General features: G+C 63.6%; 9 protein-coding genes. 2 read left to right on the forward strand and 7 right to left on the reverse strand.

Translation table 11 applies throughout. The features are described 5' to 3' along the window. Positions 1-132: 132 nt before the first annotated feature. On the forward strand, positions 133-1,155 hold the full coding sequence (gene adhP, locus VX159_RS12610) for an alcohol dehydrogenase AdhP (protein WP_371323241.1): 1,023 nt from the start codon (positions 133-135) through the stop codon (positions 1,153-1,155). A gap of 60 nt (positions 1,156-1,215) precedes the next feature. Here adhP and VX159_RS12615 read toward each other — a convergent pair whose 3' ends face one another. The 5 genes from VX159_RS12615 to VX159_RS12635 form a co-directional block, all read right to left on the reverse strand. Further along, on the reverse strand, positions 1,216-4,431 hold the full coding sequence (locus VX159_RS12615; protein WP_371323242.1) for an efflux RND transporter permease subunit: 3,216 nt from the start codon (positions 4,429-4,431) through the stop codon (positions 1,216-1,218). Further along, positions 4,428-5,456 (reverse strand): efflux RND transporter periplasmic adaptor subunit, encoded by a 1,029-nt coding sequence (locus VX159_RS12620; RefSeq protein WP_371323243.1) that lies wholly within the window; start codon positions 5,454-5,456, stop codon positions 4,428-4,430. The genes VX159_RS12615 and VX159_RS12620 overlap by 4 nt, the downstream gene beginning before the upstream one ends. 226 nt (positions 5,457-5,682) lie before the next feature. After that, positions 5,683-6,195: a GNAT family N-acetyltransferase gene (locus VX159_RS12625; protein ID WP_371323244.1), complete on the reverse strand. Its 513-nt coding sequence runs from the start codon at positions 6,193-6,195 to the stop codon at positions 5,683-5,685. Positions 6,196-6,538: 343 nt separating this feature from the next. Continuing rightward, positions 6,539-6,883, reverse strand: a complete 345-nt coding sequence (locus VX159_RS12630; RefSeq protein WP_371323245.1) for an antibiotic biosynthesis monooxygenase — start codon at positions 6,881-6,883, stop codon at positions 6,539-6,541. A gap of 448 nt (positions 6,884-7,331) precedes the next feature. Next, complete coding sequence (locus VX159_RS12635; protein WP_371323246.1) at positions 7,332-8,624, reverse strand: MFS transporter; 1,293 nt, start codon at positions 8,622-8,624, stop codon at positions 7,332-7,334. A 154-nt stretch (positions 8,625-8,778) separates the two neighbouring features. On the opposite strand from VX159_RS12635, the gene VX159_RS12640 reads away from it, so the two are divergent. After that, positions 8,779-10,251, forward strand: a complete 1,473-nt coding sequence (locus VX159_RS12640) for a CHAD domain-containing protein (RefSeq protein ID WP_371323247.1) — start codon at positions 8,779-8,781, stop codon at positions 10,249-10,251. 138 nt (positions 10,252-10,389) lie between these two features. On the opposite strand, the gene pbpG is transcribed toward VX159_RS12640, so the two are convergent. Beyond that, positions 10,390-11,481, reverse strand: coding sequence for a D-alanyl-D-alanine endopeptidase (pbpG, locus tag VX159_RS12645; protein ID WP_371323248.1), 1,092 nt, complete (start codon positions 11,479-11,481; stop codon positions 10,390-10,392). A gap of 150 nt (positions 11,482-11,631) precedes the next feature. Next, positions 11,632-13,911 (reverse strand): NADP-dependent malic enzyme, encoded by a 2,280-nt coding sequence (locus VX159_RS12650; protein WP_371323249.1) that lies wholly within the window; start codon positions 13,909-13,911, stop codon positions 11,632-11,634. Positions 13,912-14,124: the final 213 nt, after the last annotated feature.

Consider the following 14,124-nt stretch of genomic DNA (forward strand, 5'->3'; position numbering starts at 1 on the left):
CCCTTGCCCGGTTTGCCCCGGCGGGTGTTGGCAGGGATACGACAGAGGCGTAATCTCAAGCTTCAAGCATTTTCCCGGGACGCGCCCCGGCGGCGCTTCCCGCTTCGACATCGCGATGCAAGGAGAAGGATCATGGCTGAAATGATGAAAGCCGCCGTTGTCCATGCTTATGGCCAACCGCTGGTCATCGAGGAAGTGGCGGTCCCCGCCGTGCCCCCGGGACAGATTCTGGTCAAAATCGAGGCTTCCGGGGTCTGTCACACCGACCTCCACGCCGCCAGCGGCGACTGGCCGGTCAAACCACCGCTCCCTTTCATTCCCGGTCACGAGGGCGTCGGCTTTGTAGCCAAAGTGGGCGCCGGAGTAGGCTGGATCAAGGAAGGCGACCGGGTTGGCGTACCCTGGCTGCACAGCGCCTGCGGCCACTGCGAGCACTGCCTGACCGGCTGGGAAACCCTGTGCGACAGCCAGCAAATGACCGGCTACACGGTCAACGGCGGTTATGCCGAATATGTGCTGGCCGACCCCGCCTATGTCGGCCACCTGCCCGCCAGCCTGGACTTCGCACCGGCCGCCCCGGTGCTCTGCGCCGGCGTGACGGTTTACAAGGGGCTCAAGGTACTCGACTGCAAGCCCGGCGACTGGGTGGTGATTTCCGGCATCGGCGGCCTCGGGCACATGGCGGTGCAATACGCCAGAGCCATGGGATTCCATGTCGTCGCGGTGGACATTGCCGATGACAAGCTGGCACTTGCCCGCGAACTGGGCGCCGAAGTGACGATCAATGCCGCGCAAGAAGATCCGGTGACGCTGCTCCAGAAACAATTGCGCGGCGCCCACGGGGTGCTGGTCACGGCGGTATCCCGGAGCGCCTTCGACCAGGGCGTCGGCATGCTGCACAAGCGCGGCACCATGTCGCTGGTCGGGCTGCCGCCGGGCGGTTTCGAACTGCCGATTTTTGACGTGGTGCTCAACGCCAAGACCATCCGGGGTTCCATCGTCGGTACCCGCAAGGACTTGCAGGAGGCGCTCGACTTCGCCGGCGAGGGGAAGGTCAAAGCCCACTACAGCGAAGACCGGCTGGACCGGATCAACGACATTTTTGCCCAGATGCGCCAAGGACGGATTGACGGGCGGATCGTCGTCCGCATCTAGCCCCCGGCCCCGGCAACACCGGGTGCCACTGCCGGGGCGGCGGCCGCCGCCCCCGGTCGTTCAGTGGGCGTGCTGCCGGCGGTAGGCGGCGTAATAGAGCACCGGGATCACCACCAGCGTCAGTAGCGTAGACACCAGGATGCCGAAGATCAGCGCCAGCGCCAGGCCGTTGAAAATCGGGTCATCAAGGATGAACAGCGCGCCAAGCATCGCCGCCAGCGCGGTCAGCGCAATCGGCTTGGCGCGCACCGCCGCCGACTGGATCACCGCGTCGTGAAAGTTCACCCCGGCGGCGACCTGCTGCTTGATGAAATCGACCAGCAGGATTGAGTTGCGGACGATGATCCCGGCCAGCGCGATCATCCCGATCATCGAGGTGGCGGTGAATTGGGCACCGAACAGCGCGTGCCCCGGCATCACCCCGATGATGGTCAGCGGAATCGGCGCCATGATGATCAACGGCACCAGATAACTGCCGAAGTGCGCGACCACCAGCAGGTAGATCAGGATCAGCCCGACCGCGTAGGCCAGGCCCATGTCACGGAAGGTTTCGTAAGTCACCTGCCACTCGCCGTCCCATTTGATGCTGTAACCGGCGTAGGGATCGGCCGGCTGGCGGATGAAGCCTTCGCCCAGGGTACCGCCTTCCTTGAGCGGCAGCTCCTTGAGCCGCGAGCGGATGTCGAACATCCCGTACAAGGGCGAATCGAGCGGGCCGCCCATGTCGCCGACGACATAGGTCACCGGCAGCAGGTCCTTGTGATAGATCGCCTTCTCGCGCGCCACGTCGCGCACCTCGACCAGTTCCGAGACCGCGATCAGCCGCCCGTCGCGGGCCCGCACCCGCAGCTTGAGCAGGCTGTCGAGGCTGGCCTGCTGCTCGGCCGGCAGCACGATGCGCACCGGGATTTCGAACTTGGATTCGGTATTGCGCGCCGGGGTCACGTCGAGTCCGGCCAGCCCCATCCCGACCACCTCGACGATGTCGCTCTGCGCCACGCCGAGTTGCGCCGCCTTGGCCTGCAGCACGTGCAGCACCAGCTTGCGCGCGTCGGCCTCGACGTAATCGTCGACCGCGACCACGTCCGGGGTCTCGGCAAAGGCCGCGCGCACCCGCTTGGCCACCGCCATCTGGCCGGCGTAGTCCGGGCCATAGACTTCGGCAACAATCGGCGCCAGCACCGGCGGCCCCGGCGGCACTTCGACCACCTTGGCGACGCCGCCGTTGCGCTGGCCAATGGCTTCGATCCGCGCGCGCAGGGCGACGGCGATCTCGTGGCTCTGCTTGCTGCGGTGTTTCTTGTCGGCCAGGTTGACCTGAATATCGCCTTTTTCCGGCGTCGACCGTAGATAGTACTGGCGGACCAGACCGTTGAAGTTGATCGGGCTGGCAGTGCCGGCGTAGGCCTGATAATTCACCACCTCGGGCACCTGTGCCAGTTCGCCACCGATTTCGTGCAGCACGCGCGCGGTTTCCTCGACCGGGGTGCCGACCGGCAGGTCGACGACGATCTGGAATTCGCTCTTGTTGTCGAAGGGCAGCATCTTCAATACCACCAGCTGGAAGTACGCCAGCGATACCGAACCGGCGATCAGCAGCAGCACCGCGACCGCCAGCTTGCGCCGGGCGGCACCGCCGCGTTGCGGGTCGAGGAAGGGCGTCAGCAGGCGGCGGAAGGTCCGGTCAAGGCCGGCGTCGAGCCGCGATGCGGCAGCCCCGGAGCCGGTGCCGGTTACCGGCACGTGGCCGTGCATCAGCTTGCCGGCCAGCCACGGGGTGACAACGAAGGCAATCGCCAGCGAAATCGCCATCCCCAGCGAGGAGTTGATCGGGATCGGGCTCATGTACGGCCCCATCAGGCCGCTGACGAAGGCCATCGGCAGCAGCGCGGCGATCACCGTCAGCGTCGCCAGGATGGTCGGCCCGCCGACTTCGTCGACCGCCCCCGGAATGATCTCCAGCAAACCTTTATCCGGGTAAAGCCCTTGCCAGCGGTGGATGTTCTCGACCACCACGATGGCGTCATCGACCAGGATGCCGATCGAGAAAATCAGCGCGAACAGCGACACCCGGTTGAGCGTGAAGCCCCAGGCCCAGGAAGCGAACAGCGTTGCCGCCAGGGTCAGGGTCACCGCCAGGCCGACGATCAGCGCCTCGCGCCGGCCGAGGGCGAAGAAGACCAGCGCGACGACGAAGGCGGTGGCGAAAATCAGCTTGCCGATCAGCTTTTGCGCCTTTTCGCTGGCCGTTTCGCCATAATTGCGGGTGACGCTGACCTCGACGCCCTCCGGGATCACCGTGTTCTTCAGACTCTCGATCCGCTGCAGCGCGGCGCTCGCCACGTCGGCGGCATTGACCCCGGGCTGCTTTGACAGCTGAATGGTCACTGCCGGAAATTCTCCCTCGCGGCTGCCAATCCAGGCGTAGCGTTTGGGCTGATCCGGGCCATCCTCGACGCGGGCGACATCGGCGACATGCACCGGCTTGCGCGCCCCGGCCTCGCCGCGCGCGGCGATCACCAGCTGGCGCACGTCGGCGGCGGATTCGAGATAGGTGCCGGTCTGCACCAGCAGTTCGCGGTTGCCGGCAACCAGGCTGCCCGACGACTGCAAGGCATTGGAGAGCTTGAGCGCCGCCGCCACGTCCTGCGGCGTGACCCCGTGCGCGGTCATCCGCTCCGGGTCGAGCAGGACGCGGATGGCGTGATCCGGGCCGCCGAGGGTGGACACGTCGCGGGTGCCCTTGATCCGCTTGAGTTCGATTTCGACCGCGCGCGCCACCTGCTGCAGATCGTAGGCCGAGCGCTCGGCGTCGCGGGTCCAGAAGGTCAAACCGAGGATCGGCACGTCGTCGATGCCGCGCGGCTTGATCACCGGCTCGGCAACGCCGAGATTGGGCGACAGCCAGTCGCGGTGCGAGTGCACGGTATCGTAGAGGCGCAGCACCGCGTCGTTGTATTTGACGCCAACGTCGAACTGCACGGTGATCACCGCCAGACCGGGGCGCGACATCGAGAAGACGTGTTCTACCCCGTGCATCCGCGACAGCACCTGCTCGGCCGGGCGCGCGACCAGATTCTCAACATCCTTGGCCGAGGCGCCGGGAAAGGCGACGAAGACGTCGGCCATGGTCACATCGATCTGCGGCTCTTCCTCGCGCGGCGTCACCAGCGTCGCAAACACCCCCAGCAGCAGCGCGACCAGCGCCAGCAGCGGCGTCATCCGCGAGTCGAGAAAGGCAGCGGCGATCCGCCCGGAAACCCCAAGCCGGCTCATTTCGCCCCCGCGCGAATCTGGATCGCGGCGCGCACCGGATCGGTAATCACCCGCTCACCCACGGTCAACCCGGCCAAAACCTCGATTTCGCCGGCCGACTGAACTTCGCCCAGGCGCAACTGGCGCAGCATCAGGCGGCCATCGGCCGCCTGCACATAAACCGCCGCCACCTCACCCCGGCGCACCACCGCCGCCTGCGGCACGGTCAGCTTGTCGGCCTCGCCGGTCAAGAAGCGGACTCGGGCAAAGCTCCCCGGCATCGCATCGGTCGCCGCCGGCAAGCTCACCCGCACCGTGGTCGCGTGCGTCGCCGCATCGGCGGTCGGCAGCACCTGCACCGCCCCGGCGGCCACCGCAACCTGGCGGCCGAGTTCGGGAAATTCAACCACCGCCCCGCGCTGGCCGCGTAGTTGCGGCAGCCGGTGTTGCGGCACGCTGGCGCTGACGCGCAGACCGCCCGGCTGGTAAATGGTGAACAGCGGCGCCCCCGGCATCGCCATGTCACCGGCCTCGGCGTGGCGGCGGGATACGATTCCGGCCAACGGCGCCACCACCGTCGCATGGCTCTGCCCGGCGCTGGCGGCGCTGTGCTGCGCCGCCGCTGCGTCGAGGTCGGCGCGCGCCTTGTCGAGCGCCGCCGGGCTCATGAATTTTTGCGTCACCAGGGCCTGAGTCCGCGTGAAATTTGCCTTGGCATTGCGGTATTGCGCTTCGGCCGCGCGTGCCGCCTCTGCTGCCTCGCGTGCATCAATGCGGGCCAGCACTTCGCCTTTTTTCACCGTCTGCCCGGCATCGACGCGCACCTCCAGCACCCGCCCCGGCACCTGACTACCGACCGTGGTCTGGATCACCGCCTCGACCGTAGACTCAACGGCAAAGCCACCGGCCAGCCGCTGCGGCTGCACCACCACGCTGGGCAATGGTTCGACAGCACACACCACGGTCGACTGGAGAAAAGCGGCAAAAAGCAGCGCCGAGACATGGCGGAAAGAAAGGCTGGAATTCAGCGGCGAAACAAGCGGCATACGGGCACCTGAAGCAAAAACGCCGGAACGGGCATGGCACATCCAGGCCCCTGCCGGCAAGGTATATAAGCATACGCTAATTATCAATCCAAAACCAGCCACCACCTTCGCGCCACGCCGCCTGCCGGCACGGCAGCAAACCCCACCGGCAGGGCCAGCCGACGTGCGCACTGTTTAGGGAAAAATGGCCCCGTACCCGGTTGACCGTAACGCGCCGGCGACTACTTCAGTCTGCGTGACGGTAGACCCCGAATTCGCTGCCGCGAAACTCGCGCACGCTCTCCAGCCGAGCCCCCAGTGCCAGCGCCACCCGGATCGAAGCCGTATTGCGCTGGTCAATGAAACTGATCGGCGGCGGCCCCGGCCAGGCCGTCTTCAACAGGGCCAGGACAGCGGCGGCCGCCTCGCGGGCATAGCCCCGCCCCTGACACTCGGGCAGCAGCGCCCACTTGATCTCACGCTCGGGAAAATCGACCGGAAACCACGGCCCTACCGCCCCGACCAGCAGGCCGCTCGCTTTTTCCTCCAGCGCATACGGCCCATAACCGCGCAACAACCAGTGCCCGGCCAGCGTCGCGGTCAAGCGCCAACTCTCGCCCTCGCTCAACACCCGCCCCAGGGTATAGCGGGTACACGCCGGATCGCTGTAATGCCGGTGCATCCCCTGCCAGTCAGCCTCGACAAAAGGCCGCAACAGCAAACGCTCGCTGGCGAGATGGGTGGGCAGGGAAAAGGTCATGGGGGATTCATTATGGGAAGGCATGCGGCGGGCAATCTGAATGCGGTGGCAGATAGGGACCTGGGGGGCCCCGGGGCGGATTCATTCCGGGTTAGCCAATCCAAGGCTACTCTCAACCCCAAGCGGTCGAAGGACAGGTCGGCGGTTCAAGGTCGGGAAATGATTAAAGCAGTCGCACCAAGAGACTCTCAGCCGACCACTGCTTTTCTCGGAGCCAATCTTCAACCGGTGGCCTAAAAGGGGCAGAGATGCGCTAGACAGCCGCCGGCCGCCTTTGCGTACCAAACCGCTGGATATGAAATTGCCCCTGTAGCCTTCAGCCGATTCGCCCTGATGTCAAAGACTAGCCGTTTGCCGCACGGCTATCATCCGGCGCCTCACTCCGCTCATCCATACCGTAATCTCGAATGACCGATCCAACTCGGATTCGATATTTGGCAAACACGCCGTCACGCCCGGTGGCCTGTGCATGGCGATGTGCTTCCAGATTACGCCAAGAACGAATAGCTTCCTCGTCACGCCAGAAGGACAGGGAAAGGTACTTCCCTTTAGTTGCCAGACTCTCAAAGCGTTCAACAGAGATGAAGCCGTCGATATCCTGAAGACATGGTTTCAGTTCTGCAGCGATATCGAAATATTCGTCGGCTCGCTCCGTGAGCGGCCACACTTCAAAGATGACTGCCAGCATGAAAAACTCCCATTCTGTTGTGCGCACTTGCGCTGGCGAACATTCGTCGACGAAGAGGATTGCTGCTGAGCAAGGGAAGCGACGCCTGCAGCAAAAGAAAAATGTTTGACTTCAAGAGCGGGCTGCAGACCGGAAGATTTCTGGGCCCTGCCCAAACTCATAATGAGTCATCATCTATCGCGTGGCTTAGCCGCCTGATTACTGCCTGTTGTTGGAATCGTACCCCAATGGCACCAAAGGCCGAAGAGCACGAATCGACCGTCGGACAGCTCTTCGAGTGTCGATTTTGAAGGTATGGCGGCCGCTGGCTTGTGGCCGACAGCCGCCCCCTCTTTCCACGGTCAACCTCAAAAAAAGCCGAAAACGCGGCCAAAGGATCAGGCTCGATTTCACAACGACCGTGCCAGGCAAAACCGCCCAGCCTCCAAAGGCGGCGCCAAACCGTGACCTACCCCCGCGCCTTCTGCCGTTCCGCCCAGATGTTCCGGCAGCCGGTTTCGACGATCCACCACGAGCAGAGCGCACCGACCAGCGAGCCGGCGACGACGACCAGCAGACCGCCGCGCCAGGCGGCAAGGTCGTAGATGCGGGCGCCGCCGAGCATTTCGCCGTGCCAGCCCTGGTCCATAATCCAGCCGACCAGCGGTTGCAGCAGCGCGGCGGCGAGGAAGCTGCCCATGTTGGTGACGCTGGTGGACATCCCCGACAGCATCGGCGGATTGACCTCCTTGGCGCAGGCCCAGGTCAGGCTGAAGCCGGCGGTGGCCAGGCCAAGCAGCGCGAACAGCAGGTAGGAGCCGGCCAGCGGCAGAGTGATGCCGGCGAGCAGGAACAGCCAGACCGCAGCAAAAACGTGGGTGGTGGCAATGATCACCGGCTTGCGGCGGCGAATGCGGTCGGACAGCGAACCAAGCAGCAGGCAGCCGACGGCAAAACCGCCAAACCACAGCGACAGGTGCGAGGCGGCAGTGCTGCGCTCCATACCATGCACCTGCATCAGATAGGGCACGGTCCACAGCCCGGCAAAGGTGAAAAAGGCACCGCAGGTGCCGGTATTGACCAGGATGGCCGGCCAGGTGTCGCGGTTTTTAACCACCGAGAGCAGGCTGGTGAGTAGCACGGTGCGGTCGAACTTGACCGCCGGCGGCGTGCCGGCGCCTTCCGGACGGTCACGCACGATCAGCCAGCAGGCGGCGGCAAGAGCCAGCGAGACCACGCCGATACCAATGAATACCCCGCGCCAGCCGGTGGCCTGAGCGACGGCCGAGAGCGGCGCGCCGGCGAGGACCGAGCCGAGGTTGCCGATCAGCATGCAGACGCCGACCAGGGTGGCGAAGCGGCTTTCTTCGAACCACACGGCAATCAGCTTGAGCATGGCGATGAAGGTGACCGAGACGCCCAACCCGACCAGCGTCCGCCCGACCAGCGCAATCTCGAAGCTGGGCGCGAAGCCGAACAGGAAGCTGCCGACGCCGCCGATCAGGCCGCCGAGCATCAGGATGCGGCGCGGGCCCAGGGTATCGGCCAGCATCCCGGTCGGCACCTGCATCACCGTGTAGACGTAAAAGTAAGTGGCAGCCAGCGCCCCGAGCGAGGCGGCCGAGGTATTGAAGGCTGCCGCCAGATCCTGTGCGATGCCGGCCGGGGCAAAGCGCTGGAAGAAGGACAGGACGTAAGCCACGGCGACGATGCCGAGCGCCAGCCAGCGGCGTCGTTGCTGTTCGGGGGTCAGATTGAGCATGCTCTCCACCTAAAATATTGTTGTAATCGAACGCGGCGATGCTGCCGCGAGCGGCCGATTCTAGCAGCAGCCCAATCGCGCCGCCCGGCCGAAAGATCGCCGTTTGCCGCTCCGCTCTCTATAATCCGGCATCCCTGCCGCCACCCTCGCGACCATGAGCACCGAAATCGAACTCAAGCTGCAGTTGACGCCCAAGGCAGCGCGCAAACTGCGCGAACATCCGCTGCTGTCCGGGCTGACGCCGCAAAAGCAACATTTGCTGAACACCTATTACGACACCCCGGCGCTGGAGTTGCATGCCCGCCGGATCGCCCTGCGCTTCCGAAAAAAAGGCGAACAGTGGCTGTTGACCGTGAAAACAGCCGAACCGGCCAGCGGTGGCCTGGCCCTGCGCTCGGAATGGGAATGCCCGGCCCGCCCCGGCGAGTTCGATTTCAGCCACGTCGACAACGACGATTTGCGGGGCTTTCTCGAATTGCGCCGCGAACTGCTGGAGCCGGTGTTTACCACCCACTTCGACCGCCAGATTCTGCAGGTTTCCTATGGCGACTCGGAAATCGAGATGGCCATCGACAAGGGGAGTATCGACAGCCGCGACCGCAGTTCGCCAATCTGCGAAATCGAACTCGAGCTACTCTCGGGCAAGGTCGATGATATTTTTGCGCTGACCCGCCAGTTGCAGAAAGACTTGGCCCTCTACCCGGCCATTGCCAGCAAGGCCGAGCGCGGCTACCGCGCCTATCTCGATGCGCCGGTCAAGCCCTGGAAGGCCAAGCCGGCCAATGTGCACACCGGACTGACGCCGGTTGAGGCCTTTCGTGCCATTGCCCTCGGTTGCCTGGAGCATTTTCAGCGCAACGAAGACGGCCTGCTCGCCGAAAGCCAGCCTGAGTTCGTGCACCAGGCCCGGGTGGCGCTGCGCCGCCTGCGTTCGGCGATCAAGCTGTTTGCACCGGTGCTGCCGGCGGATTTCGTCCAGGCTTATGGCCAGACCTGGCAAACCCTGGCCGGCGCACTCGGCGATGCGCGCAACTGGGATGTCTTCCTCAGCGAGACCTTGCCGCCGATCAGTGCCGCCTTCAGCAGCCATAAAGACACCAAGCGCCTGCGCAGCCTGGCCCACAAACGCGCCCGCGCGGCCCGACGCGACATCGTTGACCTGCTCTCGCTGCGCGAATACCCCTGCCTGCTGGTCGAGTTCACCGCCGCAGTCTATGCCTTGCATGACAGCCAGGCAATTTCACTACTCGACTTTGCCCGGGAACGCCTGAGCGCGCACGCCCGGCGGGCTCGCAAGCTGGCGCGCCGGCTGCCCGAGTTGAATGCAGACGAGCGGCACAAGATGCGGATCGCCTTCAAGAAACTGCGCTACGCGCTGGAGTTTTTCGCCCCGCTGTGGCCGGAACGCAAACTCAACCCTTACCTGGCGGCGCTGACCAGCCTGCAGGACGAACTGGGACGGCTCAACGACCATGTCACGGCAGAAACCCTGCTTACCGCCACCCTGAGCAAGGGCGATGCCGGCGTCGCCCACGGCTGGCTGGCCGGACGCCAGTTACTGCTACTCGAAACCCTGCCCGCAGTACTCGCCGCCTGGCTGGAACAGAAAGCCCCCTGGCAACACTGAACAGGCCGGCCAAGACGGCACTGCGCCAGCCCGCAAGCTGGCCCGGCCAATAAAAAAACCGCTGCAGAACGGGCAGCGGTTTTTTTATTGGCCGGCCGTCGCGGCCGGGTTCGGGATTCACCCGAAGGGGTGCAGGACTCAGGAACGCTGGCTGCTGCTTCCCAGACTGGCGCTTTCCATCCAGCGCTTGATCCGGATCGCATCGCCGACGCGGGTCATCTTGCCTACCGAATCAAGCAGCACGATCACTACCGGCTTGTCTGCGACTCGTGCCTGCATCACCAGGCAACGCCCGGCCTCGGAAATGTAGCCGGTCTTGGAAACCCCGATGTCCCAGCGTTCGTTACGCACCAGCGCATTGGTGTTGCCGAAGTCGCGAATCCGTCCGTTCAGCTCGACCTTGGCTTCAGCCGTGGTCGAGAAAGTGCGAATCTCCGGGTAACGAGCCGCCGCCGTGACCATCCGCGCCAGATCGTGGGCGGTCGACACGTTGTTGCTCGACAAGCCGGTCGGCTCCTCGAAACGGGTGTGGTACATCCCCAGCGACTGGGCTTTGCGGTTCATTGCAGCGACAAAGGCCGGCAGACCGCCCGGGTAATGCCGGCCAAGTGCGTTGGCGGCGCGGTTTTCCGACGACATCAGCGCCAGCAGCATGGCCGTTTCGCGAGTCATCGTGGTACCCACCGGCAGGCGTGAACGAGTGCCCTTCAGGGTATCGACGTCGGCTTCGCCGATGCTGATCACTTCCTGCATGTCGAGTTTGGCGTCAAGGACGACCATCGAAGTCATCAGCTTGGAAATCGACGCAATCGGCAACACGGCATCCGGGCTTTTTTCGAACAGCGGATGCCCGGTGCTCTGATCGATGACCAGCGCCGAAGCAGAGCCCAGCGCCAAACGACCGGTTTCGAAATCGCTGGCGGAAATGCGGCGAATCGGTTTGTGCGCGGACTCGGCCAGCGCCAATGCTGATTTTCCAGCGGATTTCTGCGCCGACTTGGCTGCCTGCGGTGCGGCCTTGGTGGCCATCTTTTGCGGTGCACGCGCCTGCGGCTGCGTTTTTACCGCGACTTTCTGCGTTGCCGGAACGGCCTTTTTGGCCGAAACCACCACCGGCTTCCGACCACCGGCACCCTGTGCCTTTTTGTCCTGGCTGGCCGGGGCCGCAGTCGCACCGCTGCCCAGCAAAATCGCGGCAGCGATTACAGCGGCGTTGAACAGATATTTCATCAAGACCCTCCTGAAAACTTCGCGGGATTCTAGCGCAGTTTATCAGGAGAAATAAAAAATACAATCAAAATAACAAGATAGACAACAAATCTAAAGTCACACCTTAGATCAATGGCGAGCACGCCATTCTGGACATGCTCGCCATCTCAATCAGCCGGCATCGACCACGGTCAACGCGGTCATATTCACGATTCTCCGGACAGTAGCCGTCGGGGTCAGGATATTAACCGGTTTGGCCGCCCCCAGCAGGATCGGACCAACCGTCAGATTGTCGCCAGCCGCCACCTTGAGCAGGTTGAACGAGATGTTCGCTGCATCCAGGGTCGGCATGACCAGCAGATTCGCCTGCCCCTTGAGCCGGGAGTTCGGGAAAGCCTTCAGGCGGATATGCTCGTCAAGCGCAGCATCGCCGTGCATCTCACCCTCAACCTCAAGTTCCGGCGCCCGGGCCTGCAGTTGGCGCAGAACTTCGCGCATCTTGCCGGCGGTCGGCGTGTCGTCGGTCCCGAAGGTCGAATGCGACAGCAGCGCGACCTTCGGCGTAATCCCGAAGTTGCGGATTTCTTCGCAAGCCATCAGCGTCATGTCGGCCAGCTGCTCGGCGTTCGGATCGTAATTGACGTAGGTATCGCCGATGAAGACAGTGCGCCCCGGCAGCATCAGCAGATTCATCGCGTAATAGCGATCCAGACCGTCGCGGGTGCCAATCACGCTCTGCACGTATTCGCGATGCGTTTCGTGGCGACCAAACGTTCCACAGATCAAGCCATCGGCATAACCAAGGCGAACCATCAACGCGCCGTACAGGGTATTGCGGCGGCGCACTTCGCGGCGGGCGTAATCCGGCGACACACCCTTGCGCTCCATGATCTCGTGGTAAGTGCGCCAGAATTCCTCGTAGTGTTCGTCGAAGAAGGCGCAGTTGTCGGAATGGACGATCTCGAAATCCTCGCCTTCGCGGATGCGCAGGCCGGCTTCCTCGATCCGCCGGTTGATCTCGGCGTGACGACCGATCAGGATCGGGCGAGCAATGCCTTCGTCGCGCACCACCTGCACCGCACGCAGCACGCGCTCGTCCTCACCTTCGGCGAAGACGATCCGCTTGGGGGCCAGTTTGGCCTGCGAGAACACCGGCTTCATGATCATGCCGGAGTGGTAGACGAATTCGTTGAGGCTCTGGATGTAGGCATCCCAATCCTGGATCGGACGGGTAGCGACGCCGGAATCCATGCCAGCCCGGGCTACGGCCGGCGCGATCTTGACGATCAGGCGATGGTCAAAAGGCTTGGGAATCAGGTATTCCGGGCCAAAGCCGGAAATCTTTTCGCCGTAGGCCGAGGCAACGACCTCCGACTGCTCGGCGCGCGCCAGTTCGGCAATCGCCTTGACCGCCGCCATCTTCATTTCTTCGGTAATCGTCGTCGCACCGACGTCGAGCGCGCCACGGAAGATGAAGGGGAAGCAGAGGACGTTATTGACCTGGTTCGGATAGTCCGAGCGGCCGGTACAGATGATCGCGTCGTCGCGCACCTGCTTGACCAACTCCGGCAGAATTTCCGGAGTCGGGTTGGCCAGCGCCATGATCACCGGCTTCGGCGCCATCTTGGCAACCATCTCCTGCTTGAGCACGCCACCGGCCGACAGGCCGAGGAAAACGTCGGCGCCTTCGATCACTTCGCCCAAGGTGCGGGCGTCGGTCTGCTTGGCATAGCGCGCCTTGATCTCATCCATCTCCTCAACGCGGCCTTCATAGACCACGCCCTTGATGTCGGTAACCCAGATATTCTCGACCGGCGCGCCGAGCATCACCAGCAGGTCGAGGCAGGCCAAAGCGGCAGCACCGGCACCGGAAGTGACGATTTTCACGGTCGACAGGTCTTTGCCGATCAAATGCAGGCCGTTGAGGATGGCCGCACCGACAACGATGGCGGTCCCGTGTTGATCATCATGGAAGACGGGAATCTTCATCCGCTCGCGCAGCTTCTTCTCGATGTAGAAGCACTCGGGCGCCTTGATGTCTTCGAGGTTGATACCGCCGAAAGTCGGCTCCAGCGAGGCGATGGTATCGATCAGCTTGTCCGGATCGCGCTCGTCGATTTCGAGGTCGAAGACATCAATGTTGGCAAACTTTTTGAACAGCACGCCCTTGCCTTCCATCACCGGCTTGGCGGCGAGCGGGCCGATCGGACCGAGGCCGAGGACGGCAGTGCCGTTGGTGATGACGCCGACCAGATTGGCCCGCGAGGTCAGGGTGCTGGCCTCGGCCGGATCGGCGACGATTTCTTCGCAGGCGTACGCCACGCCCGGGGAATAGGCCAGCGACAGGTCGTACTGGTTGGTCAATTGTTTGATCGGGGTGACCGCGATTTTGCCCGGTTTCGGCTGGCGGTGGTAATAGAGCGCTGCTTCGCGCAACTGCCTTGCATCCATGTCTGCCTCCGTTTTGTATCGTGAAATGCAATTTCAAATCGCGGCAAATAATAGCATGTTCGACGTGCGGCGGAACAACTGCGGCTATTACTTAGGCGCCAAAGTCAAGTAGATGTTTCCCTCGAGTTGAGGCATAATTACGGGCTTCCCAGCCGACGGCCTCTCAGCCGCTCGATTCGATGGTGGCAGCTCCCGGCGACTGGCGTGAAACCT

It is taken from the genome of Dechloromonas sp. ZY10, assembly GCF_041378895.1.
Classification (GTDB): Bacteria; Pseudomonadota; Gammaproteobacteria; order Burkholderiales; family Rhodocyclaceae; genus Azonexus; species Azonexus aquae.

Coding starts and splice junctions, on each gene's coding strand:
- VX159_RS12625 (WP_371323244.1), bottom strand. CDS start 6,195: ATGACCTTTTCCCTGCCCACCCATCTCGCCAGCGAGCGTTTGCTGTTG.
- VX159_RS12630 (WP_371323245.1), bottom strand. CDS start 6,883: ATGCTGGCAGTCATCTTTGAAGTGTGGCCGCTCACGGAGCGAGCCGAC.
- pbpG (WP_371323248.1), bottom strand. CDS start 11,481: ATGAAATATCTGTTCAACGCCGCTGTAATCGCTGCCGCGATTTTGCTG.
- adhP (WP_371323241.1), top strand. CDS start 133: ATGGCTGAAATGATGAAAGCCGCCGTTGTCCATGCTTATGGCCAACCG.
- VX159_RS12640 (WP_371323247.1), top strand. CDS start 8,779: ATGAGCACCGAAATCGAACTCAAGCTGCAGTTGACGCCCAAGGCAGCG.
- VX159_RS12620 (WP_371323243.1), bottom strand. CDS start 5,456: ATGCCGCTTGTTTCGCCGCTGAATTCCAGCCTTTCTTTCCGCCATGTC.
- VX159_RS12635 (WP_371323246.1), bottom strand. CDS start 8,624: ATGCTCAATCTGACCCCCGAACAGCAACGACGCCGCTGGCTGGCGCTC.
- VX159_RS12615 (WP_371323242.1), bottom strand. CDS start 4,431: ATGAGCCGGCTTGGGGTTTCCGGGCGGATCGCCGCTGCCTTTCTCGAC.
- VX159_RS12650 (WP_371323249.1), bottom strand. CDS start 13,911: ATGGATGCAAGGCAGTTGCGCGAAGCAGCGCTCTATTACCACCGCCAG.